Raw genomic sequence first — 26,670 nt, forward strand, 5'->3', positions numbered from 1 at the left:
GACATGAAGAAACTGTTCACAGCCATTGCTATGCTGGCCGCCGTGCCCGCCTGGGCCGAGGACAAGATGACCGTTCTGCTGGACTGGTTCATCAACCCCGATCACGGCCCCATCATTGTGGCGCAGGAAAACGGATATTTTGCCGAGCAAGGGCTTGCGGTCGAAATCATCCCGCCCGCAGACCCCTCGGCGCCGCCGCGCCTTGCGGCCGCCGGTCAGGCGGATCTGGCGGTGTCTTACCAGCCGCAGCTGCACCTGCAGATTCACGAGGGTCTGCCGCTGAAACGCGTCGGCACGCTGGTTGCCACCCCGCTGAATTGCCTGCTGGTGCTTGAGGATGGCCCGATCGAAACGCTGGCCGACCTCAAGGACAAGAAGGTCGGGTTCTCGGTCGCCGGTGTGGAAGAGGCGGTTCTGTCCGCGATGCTGAACACCCATGACGTGGCGCTGGACGATATCGAGATGATCAACGTGAACTTCTCGCTGTCGCCGTCGCTGATGTCAGGTCAGGTGGACGCGGTGATCGGGGCTTTTCGCAACTTTGAACTGAACCAGATGGATATCGAAGGTGTCGCGGGCCGGTGCTTCTATATCGAGGAAGAAGGCGTGCCGCCCTATGATGAGCTGATCTATGTCGCCAACCCCTACACGATGGACGCCGACAAGATCGCTCGTTTTCTGGCCGCGACCGAAAAGGCGACCCAGTTCATCGTGAACAACCCGGAAAAAAGCTGGGAGATTTTCGCCACCACATCGCCCGAGCTGCAGGATGAGCTGAACGCCCGCGCCTGGGTCGATACGCTGCCCCGCTTTGCCTTGCGTCCTGCAGGCTTTGACGCTGGACGCTATGCCCGGTTCGAAGCGTTCCTGAAAGACAGCGGCATGATCGACAGCATCAACCCGGTCAGCGACATCACCATCGACGTGACCGCGCAATGAGCAGCTACGGCAGAGCTTTCACGCGGATGCGTGATGCGGCGCAGGGGCCGTGGCGGGATTATACCCGCCACGCCTTTGTCGAAGGCATGAAGGATGGCACCCTGCCGCGTGAGGCGTTTCTGCACTATCTGCGGCAGGATTATGTGTTCCTGATCCACTTCTCCCGGGCCTGGGCACTGGCGGTGGTGAAATCGGAGACCCATTCCGAGATGCTGGCGGCCGTTGCGACCGTCAACGCGCTGGTCGCCGAAGAGATGCAGCTGCATATCGGAATTTGCGAGGCTGAAGGCATCTCGGGCGAAGAGTTGTTCGCGACCAGGGAGCGGGCGGAAAATCTGGCCTATACCCGCTTTGTACTCGAGGCCGGGTATAGCGGAGACCTGCTGGACCTGCTGGCCGCGCTGGCACCTTGCGTGATGGGATATGGTGAGATTGGCGCCCGGCTGGCGTCCGAGGCCACCTCGGACACCTATCGCGACTGGATCAACACCTATGCAGGCCCGGATTATCAGGGGGCGTGTCAGGCGGTGGGGGAAATGCTGGACTCGGCTCTAACACGGCGTATTGGTGCGGATCTCGAGACGTCACCGCGTTGGCAACGCCTGTGTCAGACCTTCCGCACCGCGACCGAGCTTGAGGTCAATTTCTGGCAAATGGGCCTGAACCCGTGACCCCAGCACCTGAACTGACCATCAGCGGATCGGCCAAAATTGACGGCGCGACTCTGTTCGCATCGTTGACCTTGACCCTTGGCGCGGGGCAATGGACCTGTCTGCTGGGTGGGTCGGGTGTTGGAAAAACCACCGTCCTGCGCCTGATCGCGGCGCTGGATACGAGGGCTGAGTTCACTGGCCGGATCACCGCCAGCGATGGTCAACCGGTGGCCGAGCGTGTGGCCTATATGGCGCAGGACGATCTGCTGCTGCCTTGGGCGACCGTGGCGCAGAATGTCTCGCTGGGCGCCCGGTTGCGCGGAGAAAAACCGGACCTCGCGCGCCGCGACCGCCTGATCGAACGGATGCGCCTGCGGGAGCATCTGAGCAAGAAACCCGGCGAATTGTCTGGCGGTCAGCGGCAGCGCGTGGCCTTGGCACGTACGCTGATGGAGGATCGCCCCATCGTGTTGCTGGACGAGCCGTTCTCGGCCCTCGACGCCCGCACCCGCGCCGACATGCAGGATCTGGCAGCCGAGGCTTTGCAAGGCCGGACCGTTCTGCTGGTCACCCATGACCCGGCCGAGGCCGCCCGGCTGGGCCAGTCCATCGTGGTGATGACGCGGCACGGCCTGACCCCCTGCCAGCCCCCCACCGCCTCCGCACCGCGCACGGTCGATGACCGCGGGTCGCTGGAGACGCAAGGCGCGCTGCTGCGGCTGCTGCGCGAGGAGGCGGCGTGAAATACCTCTCGGCCATTGCCGCGACCCTGTTCGCATTGGCGGTCTGGCAGGCGATTGTTTCGCTGACCGGCTTGCCGAAATTCATCCTGCCCGGGCCCGCCTTGGTGGCGGAGACATGGTGGCAGAACCGCTGGCTGATTGCTGAACACACGTGGATCACCGTGGTCGAAGTGGTGGTCGGGCTGGCCTGCGGCACGGTTCTGGGCGTGGTCACCGCGTTGCAACTGGCCAATTCCCGCGCCGCACGGGTGTTGGTGCAGCCGATGTTGGTGTTCACGCAGGCGCTGCCGGTTTTTGCGCTGGCGCCGCTGCTGACACTGTGGCTGGGTTACGGGTTGTGGTCCAAGGTGGCGATGGCGGTGCTGATCATCTATTTCCCGATCACCGCGTCCTTTTTCGACGGGCTGATGCGGACGCCAGCGGGATATCTCGATCTGGCGCGCACCATGCAGGCCCGCCCGCGTGCGGTGTTGTGGCATATCCGGATACCGGCGGCTTTGCCCTCACTGGCGTCGGGGGTGCGTCTGGCGGCGGTTTATGCGCCGATCGGGGCGGTGATCGGTGAATGGGTCGGGTCCTCGCAGGGGTTGGGGTATCTGATGCTGCTGGCCAATGGCCGGGTCAAAACCGATCTGATGTTTGCGGCGATGCTGACGCTAGGGGTGTTATCGATCCTGTTGCACATGCTGGTCCGCTGCGCCACGTCCCGCATCGCGGGTGAGGCGCGTTAACCTTTCGGAAACCGATTCTGCGCCAATCTGAGGGTATGACCCAGGACGCCTTTGCCGAAGCCCCGATGCTGTTTGAAACTGACGAAGCCCCGGTGCAGCCGTTGCCGTCGGGGCGGTTGCCGTCTTACATCAAGGATCACCGCAAACGGCTGCGCGAAAGGTTCATGTCCGGTGGATCAGCGGCGATGCCGGATTATGAGCTGTTGGAGCTGGTTCTGTTCCGGTCTATCCCCCGACAGGACGTCAAACCGCTGGCGCGGGCGCTGATGGACACGTTCGGCGATTTCAACCGGGTGCTGACCGCGCCCGAGGAGCGGCTGCGGCAGATCAAAGGCGTTGGTGATACGGTGATCACCGACCTGAAAATCCTCGAAGCCTGCGCCCACCGCATGGCCCGCGCGCGGGTGATGCAGCGGCATGTGATCTCGGGCTGGGACGCGCTGCTGGATTATTGCCACACCACCATGGCCCATCGCGAGACCGAGCAGTTCCGGGTGTTCTTTCTGGACCGCAAGAATGTGCTGATCGCGGATGAGGAACAGGCCAAGGGCACGGTTGATCACGTGCCGGTTTATCCGCGCGAGGTGGCGAAACGGGCGCTGGAGCTGAACGCCTCGGCGCTTATTCTGGTGCACAACCATCCGTCGGGCGATCCGACTCCGTCACAGTCTGATATCGACATGACCAACCGGATTCAGGACGCCTGTCTGGCGCTGGGCCTGACCCTGCACGATCATCTGATCATCGGCAAATCGAATGAGCTGAGTTTTCGCTCGGAAGGATACCTGTAGCGGATTACCGGACCCAGACCTCGACGCGGCGATTGACCTTGCGGCCCCAATCGGTGTCGTCGCAGGCCATCGGCATAGCCTCGCCAAATCCGTCAACGTCAAACTCGATGCTGTCGGGGATCGCGGTTTCCACCGCCGCCAGCACCGCATTGCGCACCGTTTTTGCCCGCAGCAGCGCAATCCGCGCGTTCGCCGCCGCGTCGCCATCGCCATCGCTGAATCCGACAAAGACCAGTTGGCGCGCATCCAGCGTGCCGGCCTCAAGCTGTTGGGCCAGGTGTTGGATGTTGGATCGTGATTGCGCGTCCGGCCGCGAAGACCCGGCTTCGAACCGGAAAGTCAGCGACAAGCGGGACAGAGGCCGCAATGTGGTGACCATGCGCTGCAGTTCTTCCAGCCCGACCTCGGCACCGCCCGAGGCCACCGCATTTGCAAACCGGTTTCCCTGTAGCTCGATGGGCATCCTTTCAGGCGCCCGATCGATAAAGCCCGCGTCGCGGATTGCCATCTGGGCGTCAGCGCTTTGGGTATAAGCCAGAAACTGACGGGCGACGCGGGGCAGCCGGCGATCAGGCAGATACAGGAACATGGGCGAGGTCAGCGGGTAATCCTCAGTCTTGATCGTTTGCCGTGTGGCCATCAGCGCATGGCCGCACCCCCCGGCCAGTGGCAGGGCGCGGGCCGTTTCGACCTCGGCCTCGCTGGCTATTCCGATGGCAAAGGGATCATTGGCCACGGCATACACCAGATCGCTGCCACGCTCGTGTCGGAGGACCGCATCCGAAAGCGCCACTTTGGCGGGGGCAAGCAACCGATCCTCGACCCCTTGCGCCAGTCCGGATCCGGCATCGGGCAGGTGCAGCGCTATTGGCGCGTCCGGCCCGCCCAAAGCGGACCAGTTGTCGATCTCGCCCGACAGCACCAGTGCCAGATCGGACAGAGAAATAAACGGCACCGGATTGTCGGGTGCAACGATGGGGACCAGCGCATTCAGCGCCACAACCCGCGACCGGCGCGCCTGGGTCAGATCGCCCAGACCGGCGGCCTCGGCGGCCGCTTGCTCGGACGGGCGAATTTCGCGCAAGGCCATCACGATATCGGCTTGCCCCGCGGTCAGGTCGGTAAAACCGCGACCTGTATTGCGGATGTCAAAAAAGAACCGCCCCAGCGGGGCATTGCGCCCGCGCTGGTGCAGTTCATAAACCAGTTTATCGTTTTGGGTCGTGAGGGAGGTTGCAGACAGACCCTCCTGCACTGCAAAGCCCTTCAGCAGGGCAGGCAGTACCTTTTCGGCCATGACCGACGACCCGGAAAACCGCAGCTCGGCCACGTAATCGGTCAGGCTGGGGCAGGCGGGCCCGTCGCAGGTCACGCCAGAGCCGTCAACCGTCAACTCGCCGAATTGCGTGTCGATGCGGTAGAACTCACCATCAAACCCCAGAAGGGTCCCGGCCACTTCGACCTTGCCGTCATGAGAAGTGAGCGTGATGTCCTGCGCCTGAACGGCCGAGGCCAATAGTGCCGGAAACAGTGCGGCTGCCGCCACACGAAGGAATGTCATTGGAAGTTCGAGCCTGCCTGCGGGTTTAGTTTGCCGCGATTGTCAGGTTTTGGAACAGATTATTCAACACCAGAAACTCTCCGGTTTTGGAACAATCCGGAAAGCTGAGCGTCAGGTCGCGCGACCGCAGGCTTCGGTCATATTGCAATTCCATCGACTGCACGCTCAGGTCCTGGCCGCAATTGGCCTCGGTCACTTCGGCCTCGACCGTCAATGCGATCGAGCCCGACTGGTGCGATTGTGCCGCAGGGAAGGAATAGACCTCGATGTTGCGGGCATCGGGGAACGTGGACTGGGACAGGTGCACGACGCTGCCTGCGCCCTGCGTACCGGACCCGGAAGAAACATGACCCGCGTCGCCATAGCTGGCGCCGAATTCCAGCGCATGTAGCTGCAGCTCGGTTTCACCCTGCCATTGCAGGGCGACGCGGGAATACTGGCCGATGTCGGGAATGTGAGTGGTGGCTACGGTCCCTTTCTGATCGTCAAGCGAGATCAGAAAGATCGCGTATTCCGACAAGGCCGGTATGGTCAGATTCAACGTGCCGTTTGCGTCCGTCTCTTGCGTGACGGTCAGGCCGCTGTGATGCACCTCGATCCGTTCATTGCCGTGGCAGGGGGCTTTGACGATCAGGCGGGCGGCGGCGCCGGGTACGGCATGTGCCCGGGCGCTGAGGTCACACTCGGCGCGGTCAGAGGGGGTTGACCGGCTGGGCTTGAGCCTGCGTTGCGTCGATGACGTGATCTGGTGTGTTCCCGTGGCAGGGGTCGAGGAGGTCAGAACAATACCCTCCAGCCCGGACACACCTGCGTTCGGGGCGGCGGCCGCAATTTCAGCGTCCTGGGAACCGTTCAGTCCCGCAGGCATTCCGTTTTGCATCAGGTAACCAATCGCCAGCGCGCAAACGACTGTGCCGCCGGTGGTCACGTAGTTTTTAATTACAAACAAGACACCCTCCCCAGTTGAAGGAGCGAGTCGCATATTGATTAAGAAACACGGCCAATATGTGGCCGTGACGGGGACTCAATGTGTCTGTAATTAGGTGACGTCAGGTCAGACGCCCGTGACAATGTTTGAACTTCTTGCCCGACCCGCAGGGGCAACGGTCGTTGCGCGACGGGTTGCCCCAGGTGTTGGGATCGTCCTCGACAAAACCGGGGCGGGCATCACCCGAGGCTTCGGCCTCGGCCACCGCTTCGGCGCGGTCCGAGGCCTGATCGACCGCCTGTTGCGCCTGTGCCTGCTGTGCCGCCATCTGCGCCAGCATTTCCTTTTGCTCTTCCTCGGTCAGTGGGCGCACGCGTGCCAATTGCTGAGTCACGGTTTCGCGCAGGCTGTCCAGCATGCTTTCGAACAGTTGGAAGCTTTCATTCTTGTATTCATTCAGCGGATCGCGCTGGGCATAGCCCCTAAAGCCAACGACCGAGCGCAGATGTTCCAGCGTCAGCAGATGCTCGCGCCATTTGCCGTCGATGGTCTGCAGCAGTACCTGTTTTTCGATGTTGCGCATGTTTTCGGGGCCAAAGGCGGCGGCCTTCTGTGCCATCATCTCGTCGGCGGCGTTGATCAGGCGTTCGCGCACCTGCTCGTCATCCACGCCTTCCTCGGCGGCCCAATCCTGAACCGGGGCGTCGATAGTCAGCTTGTCCTTGATGGCCTCGTGCAGACCGTCGGTGTCCCACTGGTCGGCATAGGATTTGGGCGGCATGTATTCGTCGATCAGATCGTCGATCACCTGTTCGCGCATGTCCGAAACGATCTCGGACAGGTCATCCGAGGACATGATCTCGCGCCGCTGGCTGAAGACAACCTTCCGCTGGTCGTTCATTACATCGTCGAATTTCAGCACATTCTTGCGCATGTCGAAGTTGCGGCCTTCGACCTTGGATTGCGCCCGTTCCAGAGACTTATTGACCCAAGGGTGAACGATGGCCTCGCCTTCTTTCATGCCCAGCGTGGTCAGAACCTTGTCCAGCCGTTCCGAGCCGAAGATGCGCATCAGGTCGTCTTCGAGGCTCAGGTAGAACACCGTGCGTCCCGGATCGCCCTGACGGCCCGAGCGGCCGCGCAGCTGATTGTCGATGCGGCGGCTTTCGTGGCGTTCAGACGCCATCACATAAAGACCACCGGCCGCGAGAACCTTTTCTTTCTCTTCCGCGTGGCGGGCCTCTTCGGTGGCGCGCAGCTGGGAAGGATCAGCCTCGGGGTTTTCAGCCAGCGCCTTCAGTACCTTCATTTCCACATTGCCGCCCAGCTGAATGTCGGTACCGCGACCGGCCATGTTGGTGGCGATGGTCACCGCGCCCAGGCGGCCGGCATCGGCCACGATCTGCGCCTCTTGCTCGTGTTGGCGGGCGTTCAGAACATTATGTTCGATGCCTTCCTTTTGCAGCAGCTGGCTCAGCAGTTCGGATTTCTCGATCGACGTAGTGCCCAGCAGGACCGGCTGGCCCTTTTCCTGCGCTTCCTTGGTCTGTTCGATCATCGCGCCGTATTTCTCGGCACCGGTGCGATAGACCTGATCGTCCTCGTCCACACGGGCGATCGGCTTGTTGGTCGGAACCTCGACCACGCCCAGACCGTAGATCTCGGCAAATTCTTCGGCCTCGGTCAGGGCGGTACCGGTCATGCCGCTCAGCTTGTCATAAAGACGGAAATAGTTCTGGAAGGTCACGCTGGCCAGCGTCACGTTCTCGGGCTGGATCTGGACGCCTTCCTTGGCTTCGATGGCCTGGTGCAGACCTTCGGACAGGCGGCGGCCCGGCATCATGCGGCCAGTGAATTCGTCGATCAGCACGACATTGCCGTCACGCACGATGTAATCCTTGTCGCGCGTGAACAGTTTGTGCGCGCGCAGGCCCTGGTTCACGTGGTGCACAACCGTGGTGCTTTCGGGATCATAAAGCGAATGGCCTTCGGGGATCAGGCCGGCGGACAGCAATTGCTGTTCCAGAAACTCGTTGCCCTCATCGGTGAAGGTCACGTTGCGGGATTTTTCATCCAGCGTGAAGTGATCTTCGCTCAGCGACGGGATCAGCGCATCGATGGCAGTATACAGGTCCGAGCGGTCCTGCGACGGACCCGAGATGATCAGCGGCGTCCGCGCCTCGTCGATCAGGATCGAGTCGACCTCGTCCACGATCGCGAAATTGTGGTACTTCTGGTAAATCTCGGCCAGATCGGCCTTCATATTGTCGCGCAGGTAGTCGAAGCCCAGCTCGTTATTTGTGGCATAGGTGATGTCACAGGCATAAGCGGCTTTCTTCTCGGCATCGGGCTGGCCCGACCATATCACGCCGGTGGTCATGCCGACGGCAGCAAACACCTTGCCCATCCATTCCGAGTCGCGCTTGGCCAGGTATTCGTTCACCGTGACCACATGCACGCCCTTGCCGGTCAGCGCGTTCAGATAGGCGGGGAAGGTGGCGACCAGCGTCTTGCCCTCACCCGTCTTCATTTCCGAGATATTGCCCTGATGCAGGAAGGTTCCGCCCATCAGCTGCACGTCAAAGGCGCGCAGGCCCAGCGCGCGCTTGGCGCCTTCGCGGACGTTGGCAAAGGCTTCGGGCAGCAGCGCGTCCAGGCTTTCACCGTCCAGCGCGCGTTTGCGCAGTTCAGCGGTCTTTTCGATCAGGCCCTCATCGGACAGCTTCTCGAACTCGGGTTCCAGCGCGTTGATCTTTTCGATCAGGGGGCGGGTCGCCTTGATCTTGCGGTCGTTCGGTGTTCCGAACACCTTTTTGGCGAGCGTTCCGAGTCCCAGCATGTTCACTCCAGCGGATCTGTTCTTATCGTGGTTGCGACAGGCTTGCCCACCTTGCGCGCAACCCATAGATACGGGGGGTGAAAGGCGGCCCTGTCCAAGGCTTCAAAGCGATGTAAGCGGCAGGTCCCAGAGTGTCAACGCCACGCCCTGTCGCGGCAAAGAAATAGGATGATTCCATGCCCAAAGGCCTCACTTTTCTGCCATCGCTGGCGCTTGCTGCAGTGATGGCCCTGCCATTGGCGGCTGAAACCAAACCCGACGCCGGCACCGTCATCGCGCGTGTGAACGGGGATGAGATCACATTGGGTCACGTCATCGCCACCGGGGCTGCCCTGCCCGAGCAGTACCAGCAGATCGAGGACGACGTTCTGTACGAGCTGATCGTCGACCAGCTGATCCAGCAGGCATTGCTGGGCCAGCAGCAGGAGGCCTTGTCCAAGCTGAACACACTGGCGCTGGATAATGAGACGCGCTCGCTGCTGGCGGTTCAGACGGTGAATACGCTGCTCGAGGAAGAGCTGACGGATGACGCAATCCAGGCGGCCTATGATGCGAAATATGCCGATTTCCAGGGCGCGGATGAATTCAACGCCAGCCACATTCTGGTGGAAACCGAAGAAGAGGCCAAGGGCATCAAGGCGCAGTTGGACGACGGCGCTGATTTCGCTGAGCTGGCCAAGGAAAAATCAACCGGCCCGTCAGGTCCCAACGGTGGTGAGCTGGGCTGGTTCGGACCGGGCCAGATGGTTCCGGCTTTTGAGGCGGCCGTGATCGGCCTGGAAAAAGGTCAGGTGTCCGAGCCGGTGAAAACCCAGTTCGGCTGGCACGTGATCACCCTGAACGACAAGCGTAAATCCGAGGCGCCCGAGCTGGATCAGGTCCGCGCCGAGCTGTCTCAGACCCTGCAGCAAGAGGTCATTCAGGCCCGCATCGACGAACTGACCCAGCAGGCCGAGATCGAACGCCCGGCACTGGAAGGCGTCGGCCCCGAAGTTCTGCGTCAGACCGACCTGATTCAGGAGTAAACACCCGTGGCCACGATCACCAAGGTCTCTCCGCTGGCCCCGGCGGCTTTTCCCGAATTGCCTGCAATTGACGGGGTGCGTTTCGCCACCGTCGAGGCAGGCGTGCGCTATCAGGGCCGCACCGACGTCATGCTGGCGGTGCTGGACCCGGGCACGTCGGTGGCCGGGGTGTTCACCCGCTCTGCCACCCGCGCGGCGCCGGTACTGGATTGTCAGGACAAGATCGGCGGGGCCAGTGACGGCCCGGCGGCGATCCTGGTGAACTCGGGCAATGCAAACGCGTTTACCGGGCATTACGGTCAGACCTCGGTGGCCGAGGTGACGCAGGCCGTGTCGACAGCCACAGGCGTTCCGGTCGAGCGGGTCTTTACCTCTTCGACCGGCGTGATCGGTGAGCCGCTGCCGCATGACCGCATCGTTGCGCAGCTTGAGGCGCTGAAATCGGGCCTCAGCCGTCATGCCATCGAGGACGCCGCGCGCGCGATCATGACCACGGATACCTTCCCGAAAGGGGCCAGCGCGCAGGTCGAGATCGATGGCAAAACAGTCTCTATTGCGGGGATTGCGAAGGGGTCCGGCATGATCGCGCCCGATATGGCGACAATGCTGGTCTATATCTTCACCGATGCGCAGGTCGAACAATCTGCGCTGCAAGCGATGCTGCGGGCGCAGACCGACCGGACCTTCAACTGCATCACTGTGGACAGCGATACCTCGACCTCGGACAGCCTGCTGCTGTGCGCCACCGGAGCGTCGGGCGTGGACGCCACCGACAACGCGGCTTTTGCCGAGGCGTTGGAAACCGTGATGCTGGATCTGGCGCAACAAGTGGTGCGCGACGGTGAAGGGGCAACGAAGTTCGTGGAAATCCGTGTCACCGGCGCCGCCTCGGACGCTGACGCTAAGGTGCATGGTCTGGCGATTGCCAACTCTCTTCTGGTGAAGACCGCAATTGCGGGCGAAGACCCGAACTGGGGCCGCGTGGTCATGGCCATCGGCAAATCTGGCGCCGCGGCGGATCGGGACCTGCTGAGCATCTCTTTCGGAGACATTCTGGTGGCCGAGAAAGGCTGGGTCAGCCCCAATTACCGCGAGGAAGACGCCGCCGCCTATATGAAAGGCCAGGATCTGGTGATCGCCGTCGATCTGGGGTTGGGCGCGGGCAAATCCACCGTTTGGACCTGCGACCTGACCCATGGCTATATCGAGATCAACGCGGATTATCGCTCGTGAAAACTGTCCTTGTTTCTGCCGTTGCCCTGATCGACATCGAGGGACGGGTGCTGCTGGCGCAGCGCCCCGAGGGCAAGTCCATGGCCGGCATGTGGGAATTCCCCGGCGGCAAGATCGAGCCCGGCGAAACCCCCGAAGCTGCGCTGATCCGCGAATTGCATGAGGAACTGGGCATCGACACCTGGGCCTCATGCCTCGCACCGCTGACCTTTGCCAGCCACAGCTATGATGACTTTCACCTGCTGATGCCACTGTTTGCCTGCCGCAAATGGGGGGGCATTCCTCAGTCCAAGGAAGGTCAGGCTCTGAAATGGGTGCGCGCGAATGATCTGCGGAGTTATCCGATGCCTGCGGCGGATGTACCGCTGATCCCGATTTTGCGGGATTGGTTGTAGTACCGTTGCCACAGACATTCATATTCACTCGTTTGGGCATGTCTGCTTTGCGGACTTTGCCGTCATTCGATCTGGAGCCTTCGCTGAAGCAGCATTTGCTCGCGGTCGCGGCATACTTATTGTTGCGGCGCGGCGAGTGTCACCAATCAGGTCATTCGCAGGCGTTGTATTTGCGTTAACGGAAACTGTACCCTCGCCGCAGCTCGGTCGGACAATCAGGACGCAGGATATGGCAGGCATTGAAACATTGGTTCTCGTTTCGTGTTTGAATTGATCAGGAACGAGGCACCAAAAGTGTTTCTGTTTGCAATTTTGCTTTTTTTTGACGAGCATAATCTTGTTTTTCCGATGCGGGACTTAACGCTACTGCCGAACCCGATAGCCGGAAGCAATGATCTGGTTTATCAGAGCAGCGGCGGCCTGGTGCATGTCCTTTTCATCGTTATTGCCGACCGCTGCTTCGTGGGCAGCGGCGGCGTCACGCAAAACTCCCACTATCTCATGTTCGGGCAGGAGCTCACGATCTTTTATTGCAAGCAAAAGCGCTTCGCAGATTGAGAGTGCGGCCATTCCTGAGTGGTCTTGCCGGTCGGCCATGGTAGACGTCCTTTTGTAACAGGCGTCCAAGCAAGGAAGCGCCACGATGAATTGCATCATACTGGCATAGATTGCTGTATACTTAACTGATCGAAAGCAGTCTTGGCGTCGGATAGTTTCGTGGGCTGCTCATCGATGAAGGAAGAACACTTGCGCGCTATCAAAAACAGTCCACTCACCCGAAAGCTCTTAAACTTCGTCGCTCTGACTGAGGTTGAACTTGCGGTATTAGCACGCCTGCACAAACGCCGCAGAACCTTTGAAGCGGGACGTGATCTTGTGCATCAAGGGCAATCAGAGCAGGCTGCCTACATTCTGGCCTCGGGCTGGGTTTGTTCCTACAAAACCCAGACAGACGGGTCGCGTCAGATCGTCGATTTCCAAATACCGGGTGACTTTCTGGGCTTGCGGAGCGTTCTGCTGCACACCTCGGATCACAGCATAGAACCAATTATGGAAATCCAAGCCATTGAGGTAGTAGTGGATGATCTCCTGGAAGCATTTGCGCAAACGCCCCGGCTGGCGACAGCAATTCTTTGGGCGGTCTCCCGAGATGAAGCGATGGTGGTTGAGCACCTGGTCAACATAGGACGGCGCGATGCGGGTGAGCGCATGGCGCATTTTCTTTTAGAACTTGGTGTGAGGCTGACTCAGGTCGGGATGGCAACCAAGACGGGATTCACTTGCCCCCTGACACAATACCATCTTGCCGATGCGCTGGGACTGAGTGCTGTACATGTTAATCGTGTCCTAAGGCAACTGCGGGAGAAGGGGCTGGTTACTTTTCAATCCGGGCAAGTGGCATTTGATGATTATGACGGACTGGTGACGTTGGCAGGTTTTGACCCCGCTTATCTGGATCAGGCCGGGCCACTGTTGAAGCAATAGGTTCACCCCTCGGGCGATGCCGGGATTTTGATGATAGTTGCCTGGTTAGAGACGCCATTCGCTTCGGCAGATTTGGGATTTCACGGAAAAAGAAGCGCAAGATAAATACAGTCCGATTGCGGTACTGGATTTCCTGCGCTTCTCAAATACTCGTTAAGAACACGCCAGCAAATATCCCGCCAACACACATCAGGTTGCCGGAATCCAAACATCGTTGCACTGACGCAGGTTAGTCAATTTTTGGCAGTACCTGATCCTCGGGCACCAAATGCATTTGAGATTCCAACAAAATCTCAGGTCTTTGGTCGCAGACTAACATCGATCAGCGCGCGTCTGCCATTTGCACATTATTCTAAATTACAACACCAGTACTACCGCGGCGCTTACGAGCGTGTACCGCGGCAGACTGCGCGGGGAAGATCCAACAACTATATGGAGGACCAAGGTGAGCACGAGATCGTCCAGTTCTTTGGTGACGTTTTCAAATCCGTTCTCTTTGTGCGGCTACCCGGATGAACTTCCTGCAGGCGAGTATGAAGTAATTGTTGAAGAAGAACTATTACAGAGCCTGAGTTTCGAAGCATATCGAAGAACCGGAACCTACCTGACGGTTCAGAGCAAAGGCAGCAAGCCAGGCCGCACAGAAATGCGCCCCATCGACCCAAAAGATCTCGAACTGGCACTTAAGCACGACCAGACGTTGGCCACATCTGACAATGACAGCGATGCGGCACTTTCCCCGCAGGAGGAATAGATTATGAACATGCCCGAATGGCTTAAACCCGGAATCTACGGCGCCCTGATCGGAGGGATATTCGTAGGCGTCGTTGGATTTTCTTGGGGTGGATGGATGACCGGAAGTAACGCGGACAAGATGGCCAACGCCATGTCCCGCGACAATGTAATCGCTGCGTTGGTTCCGATCTGCGTCGACATGGCTAGAACTGACGCCCAACGCGCCGAAAAAATAACGACGATCAAAGAAGCTTCGTCTTTCAAGCGGAAGGATGCCGTTATGGCAGCCGACTGGGCAACGGTACCGGGATCTCAAGCTCCTAATAAAGATCTGGCACAGGCCTGTATCGAGGGGCTGAACCTGGATGGATCGTAATTCAACAACTCAACTTTCGGACGACGCCGTTTGCACCAGTACAGTTCGAAAAAATCAGTACTGGTTTTACTCTCACTTCATGACGGCGCTGTTTGTTGGCGTTTTCAGCTGCTTGACGGGCTCCTTTATCTCATCAAGTCCCGCATCGGCCGAAACAAATTCGATCCCGGATAACGCGCATCCCAAAAAGTATGGCGACGGTTGGGAATGCGATTTGTCCTATCGGTTGGAAGGCGAAGAATGCGTGGCCATTGCCGTCCCAGAAAATGCCTACCCGACAAACAGAACCTATGGTTCGGGCTGGGCATGTACACATGGCTTTGTTGAAGTTGGTGGCACCTCATGCATTGAAGTAATTGTGCCAGAGGGCGGATACCTCGATCCATCAGGTGAGAGGTGGCGGTGCCTGCGTGGGTACACAAGGGTAGACGATAGCTGCCAGAAAATCGTGGTGCCGGACAACGCCTACCTAACGAACAGCACTTATGGATCTGTATGGATTTGCAATCGTGGCTACGAGATAGACGGAGAAGCGTGCGTTGCAGTAGCAGTGCCGGAAAACGCTTTTCTGAACGCATCAACCAGCGGGCGCCCCTGGACCTGCGAGCGTGGATATTTTGAGCGAGACGGAAGGTGCGATGCCGTCATCGTGCCTGAAAATGCTTTCTACGATGACGCGATCCATGGAGTTGGATGGAAATGCGAACGTGGCTACAAGGCGTCCGGTGATCGCTGCAACGCAATCGAGCTACCGGCAAATGCCCATCTCGACCGATCCGGCAATGGGTGGCAATGCCACAGAAATTATCATCGGTCAGAAGGGCTGTGTGTTCTGAACAAGTGAGGTTTCAGACAGAGAGCCCACTTTTCCAAACTTCACAATTTGCGCCCGTTCTTACAAAGGACGGCGCGTTTCACACTCCAAAAAGGAACAGATATGAAACCCGTACCTATTGCGTCGGAGGCCAAGCAGTTCAGTGCCAGCGATGCGCAAAAGCTACCACCTGCACAAGCAGTTATTCCAGAGCTTCACCGCAAGACACTTGTGACAGATACACCGACTGCAATTGTGTATTGCGAAGGAAACTTCGCAAAGATCGACGGCAAGACGGCTAATGGTCTCGTTCGACATTCACAGTCTTATCGCGTTCTTTCGGTGATCGACAGCACGTATGGCGGTTGTGACAGTGGAACAGTACTTGATAATGTCGCCAATCAGCTTCCCATCTTCGATGATCTTGATGCCGCCGTCGCTAATGAAGCTACGATCCCCGACACGTTTATTTACGGAATGGCGCCGGCCAGCGGCAGAATGTCCCTTGAGGATCGCGAAGTTGTTGTGGATGCGATAACGCTCGGAATGAACATCGTCAGTGGGCTGCATGAATTTCTTAGCGATGACAAAGAGCTCGTCGGATTTGCCAAAATTCACGATGTCACGATCCGCGACATTCGCAAGCCGCGGCCCAATCCCGACTTGCGCCTGTTAGATGGCAGTATTGGAGACGTCCAGGCGATCCGCATCGCGGTGTTCGGCACCGATTGTGCAATTGGAAAGCGTACAACCGCGACAATCCTGACAAGCGCACTTAACGCGCATGGGATCAAAACAGTTTTGGTCGGCACCGGCCAGACAGGTTTGATGCAGGGCGCCAAGTATGGCGTCGCGATGGATTCGGTGCCGCCGCAGTTTTGTTGTGGCGAGCTTGAGCGCGCTGTTGTTGCAGCATCTGAAGATGAGCACCCGGATGTCATAGTGATCGAGGGCCAGGGCGCGCTAAGCCATCCGGCCTTTTGCACATCAGCCTTCATTCTGCGAGGCAGTCAACCACATGCGGTTATTCTTCAACACGCACCTAAACGAAAACGTCGATGCGACTTCCCCAACATGGCCATGCCCGACCCTTGCGATGAAATCACCCTGATCGAGGCTTTTGCGAACACAGAGGTAATTGGCATGACGATCAACCATGAAGGAATGAATGATGTTGAGATTTCAAAGGCCATCACAGACTACAACTGCAAATTGTATCTCCCGGTCACTGACGCATTGAACCGCCCTCCAAAAAACTTGGTGAATATGGTTCTATCTGCCTTTCCGCGCTTGCAACCCGTACGTGCTACGACGATTGAATGAGTAAGCTGCGTATCGACGTTGATCTGGACAAAATTCGGTACAACACACGGTTCCTGGTCGACCACCTTAGACCCCGCGGAATTACAGTGACAGGCGTGACCAAAGCCGTGTGCGGTCATCCGGCTATTGCGAATGCTATGATTGAAGTTGGCGCGACAGGGCTGGCGGACGCCCGGATCAGCAATGTCATGCGTATGCGCAATGCTGGAATCTCGTGTCCCATATCCTTGATCCGAACGCCCATGTTGAGCCAGGTCGAGCAAGTCGTTGATAACTGCGATGTCAGCTACAACACAGAGGTAGACATTATCGCCTGCCTGGCCATCAATGCGCTGGGAAAGAACATTACTCACAACATTATCCTGATGGTGGAAATGGGGGATATGCGGGAAGGCATCTTGCCTGAACACCTTGAAAGCACTGTGTCTCAAATTCTAAGAATGGAAGGGATTTCTCTGAAGGGGATTGGCGCAAATTTTGCCTGTCTTGGTCATGTGGCACCCTCTGCAGAAGCAATGGCATTGCTTTCATCGCTTGCCATCGACACCGAGCGCGCGTTTGGACCCGCTCTTGAAACAGTGTCAGGCGGCGGCTCTGCCAGTTTGCCATGGGCGCTTGGCAAGGGTGCGACCGGAAAGATCAACAACCTGCGTCTGGGTGAGGCTATCCTGTTGGGTACCGATCCTGTATCCGGGCACGCGATCGGCGGGCTTTATACAGATGCTTTCACTCTTTGGGCGGAAGTGATCGAAACGAAAGCCAAATCAAACCCAAATCCCGTGCGAATGAACTACCCTATACCTTCAATGCAGTGTGTGACTTTAGACGGTCCTTCGAATACTCGGTCGATCCTTGCGATCGGACTCCAGGACACCGATGCGGCGGGTCTTGTATTCCCTGCGGGCGTCACGTTCGTCGGAGCCACCAGCGATCATATCATTGTTGAAACCACTGATTGTCCGGCTCGCGCTGGTGGCGAGATGAAGCTAAGAATGAAGTATAGCGCGCTTTCGCGAAGCATGGCAGCACCTGATGTTGCAAAGGTCTTCCGTGGTGCTAGCGCATTGGCAGAAATCATCGCTGCAAACAATGATCGTCCATATTCGAAGTGAAGGTTGCGCACAAAGATCGTCGCCGATCAATCTCAGACCTCAGTCTACCGTCTTATTCTACAGCTTTACGTAGTAAATTGGGCCACCAATACCTATATTGGTGGTATCCACATTCACTTTTCACTCCCCATCTGGGCTCGTGGGTGGTGCGGACAATCAAAGGATCAAAATGATGTCTTTCAAGGACCTGACGACCAGAGCGGCCGCCGCACTGAAAAAAAACGATGCGGACGCGCCAAAAAAAGAAGCGACGTCTAAAAGACCTGACGTCGTCCCCGAAAAACCAAAGGCCAAGCGTCAAGGTTAATAATACCCTGCCGGGATCGGGTGGCTTGTTCTTGGTTACAGCTCCGAACGGGCGGTATCTGCAAAGGAGAACTACCCAAATGGACCAGATAGTCAGCAAGACAATCGCAGTCTTTTCCAAGCCGTTTACTTTCCCTGGATTTGACGAATTACTCCCGGCGGGCGAATACGAAATAGAAACAGAGCTTTCCGCACCGCCTGACTATTTGAACCCGGAAGCCTGGAAAGCATCCGTGCTAATCTGCCTGCATCCAAGGGAATCTCACCCCGGTCTGGCGCGAACGCTGACCGTTTCTCTTGCTGATTTGGACAGAGCACGCGCAAAGGACAAGTTGTCTTCAAAGGAGTTGTCGCAGTTCCTGCTCGACCAATTATTGGCCGATCCCATGGTGCAATTGATTATGGAAGCGGATGGCGTTTCAGAGACTCAACTTCGGCACCTCTACTCGGAGTCGCTCATCTCTGAGGCAGACGACAGATTATCAGATCAACGAGCCCTACGGCGAGGATGCGGAAGCGGCGCTCAGTACGCCTTCGCGGTCCAAGCTGCCGAGAATGAAGGAATGCCGGTTCGTCCTATTAAAACCCCTCGGATTACAGGCCGTCCCATTGGACAGACTGAAATGGGCAGCTCCTTCAATCTCAAGGCTTAGGGCTCGGAACTTTCTTTTCCAGTCGCTGTATAAACCAAAACAGAAATCGAGGCTAAGAACTGATGGAAGACTCCGACGACGAAGCAGATACGATCATGGCTCGCGCCCACAATGACGTGCCGCAAGAACGCCCGTGTCTTCGTTGCAGAACTCCATTCTGGAGCGAAGGGTTCGGAGAGCGGATTTGTCGACGCTGCAAGGGGTTGAGCGCGTGGCGAAATGGCGTATCAGTAAGCCCCGGGTTAGCTCGGCGTCGCTGATAACCTGACGCCGGTCTTACCAGCTTTTCTTATCATATCTCATTTTATCTTATTGGTGCTGACCCGGGCCTTTTAACGTGGAACCCGATCGGTAATCGGTGCTGAAGACGAAGCGTACGCGCGGTTTGGACTCGAACCGTTCGTATGCGTAGTGATATGGGTTCAAGCCGCCGAATGCACACACTTAAACCATGCCAGTATTCATAATCGGACAGCAGGCATTCACGCCGCTTGTACTATTCGGTGGTCAGCGCGGTGCTGTTGCTTGGGTGCGGAGGGTGGATCGGAGTGCAAAATATGCCAAGAGTCCAACTACCTGCAGTCACCCCAAAACCCAGAGCTTGGAACAAGGGGCGGATCATCGGTCAGAAACGACCGCTACTCCCAAAACAGGTCTGGGCGATCCGTGCACGGCTCGAACTTTCTGGAAATCTGCGTGATCTCACAATGTTCAACGTCGCGATTGATAGCAAGCTACGCGGCTGCGATCTGGTCAAACTCGCTGTGACCGATCTTGTCAAAGACGATCGCGTCCGTGAGCGTGTTTCGGTGATCCAGAGCAAAACCAAGCGATCTGTTCAATTCGAATTGACGGAAAACACGCGAGAAACTGTGTTGGTATGGGTAAAATCACCGGAAATGTTTGCTAGCCGGTTCATGTTTCCAAGCCGATTCCATGATCGACCACACATCTCGACGCGCCAGTATGGCAGGCTGGTTCGAGACTGGGTGACCGCAATCGGATTGGAACCGAGCGGATATGGCACGCATTCGCTTCGCCGAACCAAAGTAGCTGAGATCTACCGCAAGACAGGAAATCTCCGCGCGGTCCAACTTCTGCTTGGGCACACAAAGGTCGATAGCACCGTGCGATACCTGGGCGTTGAATTGGAAGACGCGCTAAGCATTGCAGAGCGCATAGACATCTGAGACAGTTTGGCGAGCGGCGCTGTCGGTCGCCAATCCATAGTGGTTCTAGTTCTTTTACGCAGGGGGGGACGTAGCGTGCCCTGAGCGGAAGTGTCAAAATCTTGTTGCGTACGCTCGCAGCACAGTTTTCTCGGCTCAGGCGCAATTTACAGGGTACGGGACGGAGCGGCCATTTGATCGCACCGCGGGTACTTGTGCAGAAGCGGCGCGAAAATCGCTGCGTTGCAGCCAATGTCATCAGGCCAGTCATTCATAGTCACGGGGAAGCCTTGATCACATACTCCTCTTTCGCCGCACTCAGGCCAGACAATTTCTTTCGGTAGTTTACTAAGGATCTTGGTCACCGGCAGTTTCAAAAACTACCTGCCCTGGCGGTACTTGCATTGCGACAAGGGAAACTTCCTTGACTCTATTCTGGCTAAGGACCACAAAAGTGCATTGGTGAAAATTACTCGTCGCCGCGATGCTGCCGGCTTCGATGATCCAATGGCCTTCAGAATAACTGTAGCATGTGCCCCAGCATAGGAACGGGTTTCGCTGGGGTCTTCGTGATGAGCTAGTTCCTCGCAAGCATACACAACTGTCACCTGACAAGTCCCAGTCGTCGCGTGACTCATGAAAGAAGGCGCCGTATGAACAACACATGGCTAATAATTAGCGTGCTTGATGCCCGATAGATCAGGCCCCAGGCTTCGCCTCAATCTGTCATTCATCGTGTTTTCGAACCGCGTTCTGTGTTTGATCCCGACACTCTTGTTGTTGCTCACAGGGACGCAGCTTCCTGCCCAAGTCACAGGCAATGCCGACGGAATGGTTTGTGAGGAAGGTTTCGAAAACAAAAACGGATCCTGCCAAAAAACAGACTTACCAGAAAACGCATATTTGACGGGTAGCTCCTATGGCAGTGGCTGGGAATGCAAACATGGTTTCCAGCATGTCGGGGAGTTTTGCGAGGAAATCAATGTTCCTGAGAATGCCTACCTTGCATCGACCGGAGATCGATGAGTGTGCAATCGGCTCTTCCGGCAAGTCGGAGAAAAATGCGAAGAAATGACTGCGCCGCAAAATGGGTACGTTGAAACCCGGTTTGGCGCACAGGAAATACACTGCAACTGGGGATTTCGTAAGGAAAGCCAGGATTGTGTTGCGATTAGTGTCCCAAGCAACGGCCGTCTGACTGACAAAAACAGCGCGGATGGTTGGGTATGCCTCAGAGGTTACAGGGCAGCGGAGAGCGGCTGTGAGCCTGTGGCCGTTCCACTGCATGCATACCTTGCGCCTGAAACCTACTCTGGATGGAAATGCGAACGTGGCTTTCGCGCAAACCAGGACAGGTGCGTTGCGATCCTTGTCCCTTCAAACGCTCATTTGAATCGGAGAGGTGATGGTTGGGAATGTAATCGGCCGTTCACAAGACAGAACGATAAGTGCACCGAAAATAGGTTGGGGAAATCAATATCGCCTGACATATCCGGAAGGACCAAACCGTGAACCATAACTCGATTGACGAAAACCTGGGCAAAAGGCTCAAAGCCGAAAGGGCGCATCGCTTGCCCTATAAAGTAAAGATGTTTATCGCGATAGCGGTGTTTGTTGCCGCGATAATTGCTGTGGTGTTTCTCTGATGCGCAAAAGCACTCCTCAGGTTAGCCTTCGGCACCCAAAGTCGGCAATTCGGGACATAGAACAAAGAGCATTTCAAGACCGCAGTGTTCGTAAGTCGCGGAACGCTGACGTATCAGGAGTGATTGAGGAAGAGTTTGGAAAGTACCTGATTAAGGCTGGCATTCTGAGCGGTAACAGCGTTGCGCGCGCATTTCCCAAGCCACCAGCTAAAACGCAAGTAATGATCGCCGATGCAGTTGGCGAAACACCGGCATTGGCCATTGAAGCCTTAAAAGAAATTCTCGAAGAACGAGACAGGAAGCGTAGCAGTCAACGCCGTTTGGAGGGAAACTCCGGCACCCTCGTTCCCAGTGAAAGAGAATATGCCGAGGCATTGCGCCAGATCAGGCTGACCGCTGCGCAGGTTACAATGCTCAAAGCACTTACAATCGCAGGCAAGGAAGGCCTGACCATTGGTCACTTGTCTCAGGCGGCCGGTTACAAATCGCGCGAGGCGTCCGTCAAGGTCTTCAAGAAAATCGGGCTATTGATCGCAGAATATCTGGAACTCGAGCTTCCCGAAGCCGGATCGGCACAGAATGATGGCGCCGCACAGGTTCTGGCATTTTCTCACGTCAAAAGTGACGATGAACCAGCGACTTGGATCATGCATCAGGAACTGCGCGATGCTGTTCGTTCGGCTCTGTGACGCACGTTCCAGCGCCTGCCTTTGAAGCGAACTCCGAACCGGAACAAATGCACGAAAGGTTGCCCACGTAGCTTATGTTGGAGAAAAAACCATACCTGCTCGACCTGATCTATGTACCTGTGAAACGGGCAAAAACACTTGATCAGCAAAAAGTTCTGACGCTGGCCGAAGATATCATGAAGAACGGCCAGAAGACCCCGATCCAGATACGCGCGGACAACAAGAGGTTCGTGCTGATCGAAGGCCTTCACCGACTGGAGGCCATTCGCGCCCTAGGCGGTGACACTGTCGAAGCATATCTGGTGCGCGCCAGACTACACTGAGTAGTTATTGGTGTTCGACAAAGCCTCGGAAAATGTCAGCAAGCGCTGACTTTTTTCGTCCCAAAGGTGCAATCGCGCACAATGAAAGCTCTCATATAAAGTAATACGCTGGCAATTTTCCAACTCGGAATGGTCACGCAAAACCTCGTTCAGTCGATAGAATGGTATGCGGCTGGCAAGATGGTGAACATGGTGCACGCCGATATTAGCAGAGAACCAGCGCAGAATGCCAGGCAGGGCATAGTGAGAACTTCCAAAGAAAGCGGCGTTCTGAAGATTCCACCCCTCTTCCCGTTCCCAGGTCGTGTGTTCAAACTGGTGCTGAATATAGAAAAGCCAAATACCAATCGACGCGGCGACGATCATGGTTGGCAGGAATACATAAACCAATACATCCAGGCCTCCGGTCCAAAAAATCAGAGCCAGGACCACCGCAATCGCGGCGTTTGTTCCCATTGCACTTGCCCAATACAGCCAGCCTGACCGCATGAACCCAAAAGGCAAGCGATTTTGAAGAAAGAACGTGTAGACCGGTACGATACAGAACAGGAAGAAGGGGTTCCGGATTAACCTGTAAGCGGCACGACCGGCCCACTTGCGCTTCAGGTATTCCTCTACAGTCAACGTAGGGATATCGCCCATCCCGCGCCGATCAAGGTTGCCGGTTGAGGCGTGGTGAATCGCATGGCTTTGCCGCCAGACGTCATAAGGTGTGAGGGCAAGAACACCCAGGACCCGGCCTGTCCAATTGCAAACGGTACGGTTTCTAAAGAATGATCCGTGACCACAATCATGCATGATGATGAAGATACGCACCAGAAATGCGGCGTTCAGGATGGCCAGTAGAACAGCGACCCAGATACTAAGGGATAGTGCAAACCACGCTGCGCCCCATAGCGCGAAAAAGGGGATGACAGTGATTGTCAGTTCAAAAACGCTACGCTTCGTATCGGGCACACGGTATTGCGCGAGCGCCCGGGTCAATTCCTGCTGTTGCAACTGACTTGTTCTCCAACGGCTCTTAGGAGCCCTCTGAGCAAACGGGCACCCCAGAAGGGTGCCCCTAGCAGGCTATGCGAGTGCCAGGTTGGCGGCGCTGTCGCGTCCGTCACGGCCAGCCTCGACGTCGAAGGTAACCTTCTGGCCGTCCTTCAATTCGCTAATGCCGGAACGTTCGAGTGCTGAAATATGCACGAACACGTCGCGCTTGCCATCTTCAGGTTCGATAAAGCCAAAACCTTTGGTCGAGTTGAACCATTTTACTGTGCCATTTGCCATGGTCGAAGTCTCCTAATACTTGCCGCCCGCATTATTGCGGCGACTCGGCGTGGTCGGTCTGAATCGAAAGACTGAGCGCCGAATTTGGGAGACAGCAGGTCGAAAAAGAAAAACGTTAGCCTTGTGTATATGGACTTCGAGTACGCACGATACAAGCCTTGATACAATAGAAAGCAACAGAAGATCTGAGTCTGCCTAGCCCAATTTAGGACAAGGATAAGCAGAACCATTGCTCTGCGATTCGGAAATCAGAGGTCGGCTTCATGATAAAAACCTGCCGAGTGCGTATGCAGCAAATTGATTGCTCAGGCACGGTAGGTAGGGCTCACTGTCCGAAATCGCAGTGTGCTTCAAGAACACCGCGGCGAGGCAAAAATGTTCATTGATTGATGGAAACATTGCTAAATCAACGAGTTGACTTCTCTAACGAACGGTAGATTCTGCGCGGCCCGAATCTTGGGTCATGCTGCGTTGGCATAGGGCGACTGCGAGCCTCAAAGTGCCATTAGTAGGTCCGTATCTGCGCAAGCATCGGGCAAGAAACGTTCCCGATGTTACAGTTGGCCGTAAGTTCATTCAGGGCGGCCTCCAATCGCTTAAGTTCGATTATCTTCATACGCACATTGGAGATATGAAGCTCGGCCAGTTCCTTAACGGATTGGCAATCCTCGCTATCGCCTTCGGACAGGTTGAGAAGCACCTTTGCATCGGCAAGCGAAAAACCCAAGTCTCGGCACTTCCTTAGAAAACGAAGCCGTCCAACATCGTGCGCGGAGTACATGCGTCGATTATTCGATGCCCTTTCTGGTTTCGGCACGATCCCTTCGCGTTCGTAATAGCGGATAGTTTCAATTCCGACTCCGCTCTGCCGGGATGCTTCCCCAATCGCAAACATGTGAGATTTCCTGCCTTGATCCTGTAGTGGCTACAGACGTTATACGAGAAGTTGCTGTCTCTACAACTCCGCGCGTCATGGCTCATGAGGGGAACAGAATGCAGAAATACCTTAGCCTCAACTATTTGGGATCGCTATCAGCGCTTGGCGTCGCGACTTGCTGCGTTTTGCCCATGACAATGATGTTACTGGGGCTGGGCGGCAGTTGGTTGGCAATCTTTGGGAAGGTTGCGGCAGCGAGTTACTATGTGCTGACGATTTCAACGGCGCTCGTCGCGATATCGTGGCTGGTATCTTATCGGCGCGGTTTCTTACCGACGTTGAAATGGCGGCTTGCAGGAACAACTCTAATCACCGGCGTGGCTTGGGTCGTTGTGTTTAACGAGGCACGGATTAACGATTACCTGATCATGCAGATGTGAGACTATGACAAAACAAACTGTAGTCCTAGAAAGCACCCTGACTTGCCCGAAGTGTGGCCACAGCGAAACCGAGCAAATGCCAACGGATGCTTGCCAGTGGTTCTATGAATGCAAGTCGTGCAAAACAATTTTGAAGCCGTTGGAAGGCGACTGTTGTGTTTATTGTTCATATGCCACGGTCCCGTGTCCACCAATTCAGCTAGGCGATAGCTGTTGCGGATGAAGTGAAGGACGGCTTTGTCGGGCGAACTGTGAGCTGCCGCCGCGAGCATCGCTGCAATTTGCATGAGTGACCGGTTTTTCCGCTGCTTGGCGGCACTAGATATTCGGCAATCGCAGCGTTTTGCTGCTGCAAGCGCATGCAGCAATAAAACCCAGGGTACAGATTGGGCTCGCTCGTTGCATCCGCCGCGCGAAGAATGAATGGCTGGTCTGGAAAACGGGGGTTATCCAGACACAATGACGCCACCGAACATGCGCCCGGAGACCCTGAATAGTCTTGTCTAAAATTCGCGTCTGAATATCAACGTTCAGAGCTATGAATTTTGGATGGGAAATCAGACGTGTACAGGTGCTTGAAACCAAGCCCGAAATCCTATTCGTATTTAATGTGAGCCGGAGAGGATGATTGCAAGCTAGTCGCATTTAATGTGGGTTCATTCGCAGATAATCCGGGTTTGGCACCTTCTATAGATGCCAATAATTCGAGCCAGAAATGGCGATGATTGCAAACCGAGCCGATTATGATTGCAGGTCGCTACAATTAGCTTCGCTGCATTGCGCTAGGGTCAAAACTGAGTGCAAAATGGAGGCATTTAATGCCCGACAAAAACACCAACCTTACGTCGCGTGAGATTTTCAACAAACCTATGTCCGAGTTGCCTGTACGGATACGGTACAGATTGTTCGCAGTAATGTGCTTTATTGCAGGTGGACTTGGTATTCTGCAGAACGGGATGGGTACACACATGGAGTCTGCGATCCCTCCGTTCTTGGTGGACACATTGAACGCAGTGAAACTTGGAGTTCAGCTGCTGTCGATAGCGCTAATAGCTCTGGGTTTTCTCTGTGTCGTCGTGGCTATGGCGGCGAGCGGCGTAGAAGATAAAAACTTTGCCGTGATTTGCACCCATTTGGCGGACAGTCATTAGGTTGCCCGTCGGTTGTCATGATATTGCCTAGGTTTTATAAGAAATGTAATGATAGTAATGAGTTATAACCGCTGATGTTATCGGCGGTTTTGTCTAGGGTAGAGTGATGAGTAAAGAGATTTTGTTGCCCAAAGGTAATGCCCCTAGTGATTCATATCAAAAGGGTCTTGATGAAGGTCACGAAGGGCTGACGGCCGCCCTGAAAGAGATCGTTGGGCGCTTACCTTCGGCTATGCTGGGGGAAATCACCCAAGAGCTAGATCGCTGCGAAGAAACCGGGGAATTGTCCCCTCTCGCAGAGAAGATGTTCCAGCGGGCTATACGTCTTTGTCAGGCAAACCAGCTTATGGATGCCCGAACAACGGACCACTTTGATTTCATTGTGGCGCCGGAATCCACTGACAATCATGAAGAATGTGAATCGGCGACAATCGCCGTAAATGCGAGGTAACGTC

General features: G+C 56.4%; 31 protein-coding genes. 24 read left to right on the plus strand and 7 right to left on the minus strand.

Annotated features, from left to right (window positions below):
* Positions 1-3 precede the first annotated feature (3 nt).
* From ACOQFT_RS09395 to radC, 5 genes are read left to right on the plus strand one after another with little or no spacing between them, the layout of a single operon-like run.
* Positions 4-939 carry an ABC transporter substrate-binding protein gene (locus ACOQFT_RS09395; RefSeq protein ID WP_421597676.1) on the plus strand — a complete coding sequence of 312 codons (936 nt, stop codon included), beginning with the start codon at positions 4-6 and terminating at the stop codon, positions 937-939.
* Positions 936-1,610: a thiaminase II gene (gene tenA, locus ACOQFT_RS09400; RefSeq protein ID WP_421597677.1), complete on the plus strand. Its 675-nt coding sequence runs from the start codon at positions 936-938 to the stop codon at positions 1,608-1,610. Before ACOQFT_RS09395 ends, tenA begins: the two co-directional genes overlap by 4 nt.
* On the plus strand, positions 1,607-2,335 hold the full coding sequence (locus tag ACOQFT_RS09405; RefSeq protein WP_421597678.1) for an ABC transporter ATP-binding protein: 729 nt from the start codon (positions 1,607-1,609) through the stop codon (positions 2,333-2,335). The genes tenA and ACOQFT_RS09405 overlap by 4 nt, the downstream gene beginning before the upstream one ends.
* On the plus strand, positions 2,332-3,066 hold the full coding sequence (locus tag ACOQFT_RS09410) for an ABC transporter permease (protein ID WP_421597679.1): 735 nt from the start codon (positions 2,332-2,334) through the stop codon (positions 3,064-3,066). The genes ACOQFT_RS09405 and ACOQFT_RS09410 overlap by 4 nt, the downstream gene beginning before the upstream one ends.
* Positions 3,067-3,101: 35 nt before the next feature.
* Positions 3,102-3,857 carry a RadC family protein gene (gene radC, locus ACOQFT_RS09415; RefSeq protein WP_421597680.1) on the plus strand — a complete coding sequence of 252 codons (756 nt, stop codon included), beginning with the start codon at positions 3,102-3,104 and terminating at the stop codon, positions 3,855-3,857.
* A 4-nt stretch (positions 3,858-3,861) separates the two neighbouring features.
* Here radC and ACOQFT_RS09420 read toward each other — a convergent pair whose 3' ends face one another.
* The 3 genes from ACOQFT_RS09420 to secA all read right to left on the minus strand — a co-directional run bounded on the left by ACOQFT_RS09420 (position 3,862) and on the right by secA (position 9,185).
* Positions 3,862-5,418: a substrate-binding domain-containing protein gene (locus ACOQFT_RS09420; RefSeq protein WP_421597681.1), complete on the minus strand. Its 1,557-nt coding sequence runs from the start codon at positions 5,416-5,418 to the stop codon at positions 3,862-3,864.
* 25 nt (positions 5,419-5,443) lie between these two features.
* Positions 5,444-6,367, minus strand: coding sequence for a hypothetical protein (locus ACOQFT_RS09425; RefSeq protein WP_421597682.1), 924 nt, complete (start codon positions 6,365-6,367; stop codon positions 5,444-5,446).
* A 100-nt stretch (positions 6,368-6,467) separates the two neighbouring features.
* A complete protein-coding gene (gene secA / locus ACOQFT_RS09430; protein ID WP_421597683.1) occupies positions 6,468-9,185 on the minus strand; it encodes a preprotein translocase subunit SecA in 2,718 nt (905 codons plus the stop codon).
* A 176-nt stretch (positions 9,186-9,361) separates the two neighbouring features.
* On the opposite strand from secA, the gene ACOQFT_RS09435 reads away from it, so the two are divergent.
* Genes ACOQFT_RS09435 through ACOQFT_RS09445 form a run of 3 tightly spaced genes read left to right on the plus strand, consistent with a single transcriptional unit; the run spans position 9,362 to position 11,838 of the window.
* On the plus strand, positions 9,362-10,210 hold the full coding sequence (locus tag ACOQFT_RS09435) for a peptidylprolyl isomerase (RefSeq protein WP_421597684.1): 849 nt from the start codon (positions 9,362-9,364) through the stop codon (positions 10,208-10,210).
* A 6-nt stretch (positions 10,211-10,216) separates the two neighbouring features.
* Positions 10,217-11,443, plus strand: coding sequence for a bifunctional glutamate N-acetyltransferase/amino-acid acetyltransferase ArgJ (gene argJ, locus ACOQFT_RS09440; protein ID WP_421597685.1), 1,227 nt, complete (start codon positions 10,217-10,219; stop codon positions 11,441-11,443).
* The gene (locus ACOQFT_RS09445; protein WP_421597686.1) at positions 11,440-11,838 is read left to right on the plus strand and encodes a (deoxy)nucleoside triphosphate pyrophosphohydrolase; all 399 of its coding nucleotides are present in this window, start codon (positions 11,440-11,442) and stop codon (positions 11,836-11,838) included. Before argJ ends, ACOQFT_RS09445 begins: the two co-directional genes overlap by 4 nt.
* Before the next feature lie 363 nt (positions 11,839-12,201).
* On the opposite strand, the gene ACOQFT_RS09450 is transcribed toward ACOQFT_RS09445, so the two are convergent.
* A complete protein-coding gene (locus tag ACOQFT_RS09450; protein ID WP_421597687.1) occupies positions 12,202-12,435 on the minus strand; it encodes a hypothetical protein in 234 nt (77 codons plus the stop codon).
* 135 nt (positions 12,436-12,570) lie between these two features.
* Here ACOQFT_RS09450 and ACOQFT_RS09455 point away from each other — a divergent pair, with 135 nt between their 5' ends.
* The 12 genes from ACOQFT_RS09455 to ACOQFT_RS09510 all read left to right on the plus strand — a co-directional run bounded on the left by ACOQFT_RS09455 (position 12,571) and on the right by ACOQFT_RS09510 (position 22,469).
* Positions 12,571-13,323 (plus strand): Crp/Fnr family transcriptional regulator, encoded by a 753-nt coding sequence (locus tag ACOQFT_RS09455; protein ID WP_421597688.1) that lies wholly within the window; start codon positions 12,571-12,573, stop codon positions 13,321-13,323.
* A 445-nt stretch (positions 13,324-13,768) separates the two neighbouring features.
* The gene (locus tag ACOQFT_RS09460; protein WP_421597689.1) at positions 13,769-14,077 is read left to right on the plus strand and encodes a hypothetical protein; all 309 of its coding nucleotides are present in this window, start codon (positions 13,769-13,771) and stop codon (positions 14,075-14,077) included.
* A 3-nt stretch (positions 14,078-14,080) separates the two neighbouring features.
* Positions 14,081-14,434, plus strand: a complete 354-nt coding sequence (locus tag ACOQFT_RS09465; protein WP_421597690.1) for a hypothetical protein — start codon at positions 14,081-14,083, stop codon at positions 14,432-14,434.
* Positions 14,424-15,278, plus strand: a complete 855-nt coding sequence (locus ACOQFT_RS09470; RefSeq protein WP_421597691.1) for a hypothetical protein — start codon at positions 14,424-14,426, stop codon at positions 15,276-15,278. Before ACOQFT_RS09465 ends, ACOQFT_RS09470 begins: the two co-directional genes overlap by 11 nt.
* Before the next feature lie 93 nt (positions 15,279-15,371).
* Positions 15,372-16,571 carry a DUF1611 domain-containing protein gene (locus ACOQFT_RS09475; protein ID WP_421597692.1) on the plus strand — a complete coding sequence of 400 codons (1,200 nt, stop codon included), beginning with the start codon at positions 15,372-15,374 and terminating at the stop codon, positions 16,569-16,571.
* Positions 16,568-17,683 carry an alanine/ornithine racemase family PLP-dependent enzyme gene (locus ACOQFT_RS09480; protein WP_421597693.1) on the plus strand — a complete coding sequence of 372 codons (1,116 nt, stop codon included), beginning with the start codon at positions 16,568-16,570 and terminating at the stop codon, positions 17,681-17,683. The genes ACOQFT_RS09475 and ACOQFT_RS09480 overlap by 4 nt, the downstream gene beginning before the upstream one ends.
* A gap of 172 nt (positions 17,684-17,855) precedes the next feature.
* Positions 17,856-17,990, plus strand: coding sequence for a hypothetical protein (locus tag ACOQFT_RS09485; protein ID WP_256368739.1), 135 nt, complete (start codon positions 17,856-17,858; stop codon positions 17,988-17,990).
* A gap of 79 nt (positions 17,991-18,069) precedes the next feature.
* Positions 18,070-18,642 (plus strand): hypothetical protein, encoded by a 573-nt coding sequence (locus ACOQFT_RS09490; protein WP_421597694.1) that lies wholly within the window; start codon positions 18,070-18,072, stop codon positions 18,640-18,642.
* Between the two features lie 557 nt (positions 18,643-19,199).
* Complete coding sequence (locus ACOQFT_RS09495; RefSeq protein WP_170403722.1) at positions 19,200-19,832, plus strand: tyrosine-type recombinase/integrase; 633 nt, start codon at positions 19,200-19,202, stop codon at positions 19,830-19,832.
* A 1,487-nt stretch (positions 19,833-21,319) separates the two neighbouring features.
* Complete coding sequence (locus tag ACOQFT_RS09500) at positions 21,320-21,457, plus strand: hypothetical protein (RefSeq protein ID WP_421597695.1); 138 nt, start codon at positions 21,320-21,322, stop codon at positions 21,455-21,457.
* A 119-nt stretch (positions 21,458-21,576) separates the two neighbouring features.
* Positions 21,577-22,146, plus strand: coding sequence for a hypothetical protein (locus tag ACOQFT_RS09505; RefSeq protein ID WP_421597696.1), 570 nt, complete (start codon positions 21,577-21,579; stop codon positions 22,144-22,146).
* A gap of 74 nt (positions 22,147-22,220) precedes the next feature.
* Complete coding sequence (locus tag ACOQFT_RS09510; protein ID WP_421597697.1) at positions 22,221-22,469, plus strand: ParB N-terminal domain-containing protein; 249 nt, start codon at positions 22,221-22,223, stop codon at positions 22,467-22,469.
* Here ACOQFT_RS09510 and ACOQFT_RS09515 read toward each other — a convergent pair.
* The 3 genes from ACOQFT_RS09515 to ACOQFT_RS09525 form a co-directional block, all read right to left on the minus strand.
* Positions 22,461-23,468, minus strand: coding sequence for a fatty acid desaturase (locus ACOQFT_RS09515; RefSeq protein ID WP_421597698.1), 1,008 nt, complete (start codon positions 23,466-23,468; stop codon positions 22,461-22,463). The genes ACOQFT_RS09510 and ACOQFT_RS09515 overlap by 9 nt on opposite strands.
* A gap of 72 nt (positions 23,469-23,540) precedes the next feature.
* A complete protein-coding gene (locus ACOQFT_RS09520; RefSeq protein WP_170430361.1) occupies positions 23,541-23,747 on the minus strand; it encodes a cold-shock protein in 207 nt (68 codons plus the stop codon).
* 505 nt (positions 23,748-24,252) lie between these two features.
* Positions 24,253-24,642 carry a MerR family transcriptional regulator gene (locus ACOQFT_RS09525; protein ID WP_421597699.1) on the minus strand — a complete coding sequence of 130 codons (390 nt, stop codon included), beginning with the start codon at positions 24,640-24,642 and terminating at the stop codon, positions 24,253-24,255.
* Positions 24,643-24,740: 98 nt separating this feature from the next.
* On the opposite strand from ACOQFT_RS09525, the gene ACOQFT_RS09530 reads away from it, so the two are divergent.
* From ACOQFT_RS09530 to ACOQFT_RS09545, 4 genes are all read left to right on the plus strand, one after another.
* Positions 24,741-25,064, plus strand: a complete 324-nt coding sequence (locus ACOQFT_RS09530) for a hypothetical protein (RefSeq protein ID WP_421597700.1) — start codon at positions 24,741-24,743, stop codon at positions 25,062-25,064.
* Positions 25,065-25,068: 4 nt separating this feature from the next.
* The gene (locus tag ACOQFT_RS09535) at positions 25,069-25,287 is read left to right on the plus strand and encodes a GDCCVxC domain-containing (seleno)protein (RefSeq protein ID WP_253284533.1); all 219 of its coding nucleotides are present in this window, start codon (positions 25,069-25,071) and stop codon (positions 25,285-25,287) included.
* Between the two features lie 595 nt (positions 25,288-25,882).
* The gene (locus ACOQFT_RS09540) at positions 25,883-26,215 is read left to right on the plus strand and encodes a hypothetical protein (protein ID WP_421597701.1); all 333 of its coding nucleotides are present in this window, start codon (positions 25,883-25,885) and stop codon (positions 26,213-26,215) included.
* A 106-nt stretch (positions 26,216-26,321) separates the two neighbouring features.
* Positions 26,322-26,666, plus strand: a complete 345-nt coding sequence (locus tag ACOQFT_RS09545) for a hypothetical protein (RefSeq protein WP_421597702.1) — start codon at positions 26,322-26,324, stop codon at positions 26,664-26,666.
* The last annotated feature ends 4 nt before the right edge of the window (positions 26,667-26,670 follow it).

The sequence above is a fragment of the Ruegeria sp. MALMAid1280 genome, from assembly GCF_049195285.1.
GTDB lineage: Bacteria > Pseudomonadota > Alphaproteobacteria > Rhodobacterales > Rhodobacteraceae > Ruegeria.